The 1,109-nt window shown below is 65.0% G+C and carries 1 protein-coding gene; it reads right to left on the minus strand.

Features of this window, described 5'->3' with window-relative positions:
• Positions 1-20 precede the first annotated feature (20 nt).
• A partial coding sequence (locus AC097L_RS25775; protein WP_479589540.1) for a pseudouridine-5'-phosphate glycosidase occupies positions 21-1,109 on the minus strand: 1,089 nt, incomplete at its 5' end.

The following is a 1,109-nucleotide window of genomic DNA, read 5'->3' on the forward strand; positions in this document are numbered from 1 at the left end:
GGGTCTCCTGAGGGGTTGTATTAGCGGGCCAAGGCGCGCCGTTTGGCGGCCAGCAAGTTGCTTTGGATGTCGGCCACGGCCATGTCGCGGTAGCGTTTGGGCAGCATGCTGCGGCGCGAGGTTTCGGACACGGCCAGCAGCTCCATGAATTCGATCATGTCGCGCTCTTGCGGCGGCATGAAGTCCAGCGCGGCGGCAGCGAGCACGGCGGCATCCAGGGGGCTGGCCTGGTTGCGGGCCAGCTCCACGGCCAGCAGGGCCAGGGCTTCCAGGTCGGCATTGGAGTAGCCGCCCAGGGTGTCGCACAGCACCAGCAATTCCTCGGTGCTGGCGGTGCAGGGTTCCCCGTAGCGGCCCAGCACGGCCTGCAGTACCTGGGCGCGTTCTGCCGCCGAGTCGCAGTAGAAGAACGGGATTTTGCGGTCGAGTCGGCCCGGGCGTTTGATGTCGCTGTCGAGCTTGTCGGGGCGGTTGGTCAGCATCACAAACAAGACCTGGCCGCGGTTTTCGGTTTCGGCCATGAACTCTTTGAGCCGGGCGATGACGCGCGAGCTGGTGCCATCGTCCCCCCCCTCCCCGCCACCGGAGCCAAAGCTGCGGTCGCCTTCGTCGATGATCACCGCGATGGGCCCCATGGCCTTGACGGTGGCCAGCACGCGCTCCAGGTTGGCCTCGGTGGAACCCACCCACTTGGAGCGGAAGTTCTTCAGCGCCACGGCGGACAGCCCGGCTTCTTTCAAAAACGCCTTGATGACAAAGGTCTTGCCCGAGCCCATGGGGCCCACGGCCAGCAGGCCCATGGGGGTGAGCGTGGTTTCGCCCGCCTTGAGGTTTTTGGCAATGGCCAGCAACTCGTGCTTGATGTTCTCGTGCCCGCCCACTGCCGCCAGGCCGTGCTTGGGCTCGATGAACTCGATCAGGCCCGCGCATTCTTTCTCGATCATTTCGCGCTTGCGGGCGTGGATGACCTTGAGCACTTGCTCGTTGGCATCGCCCACCGGCAAGGCTTTTTCAGGCTCTATGAGTTTGGTGATCTCGGCCGGGGTCATGCCGACCTCGAGACGACCCTGCAGGATGGCGATGGTGGCAGGCACAGCCCCATGGGTGCG

Source organism: Rhodoferax sp. RT5P35 (genome assembly GCF_056521385.1).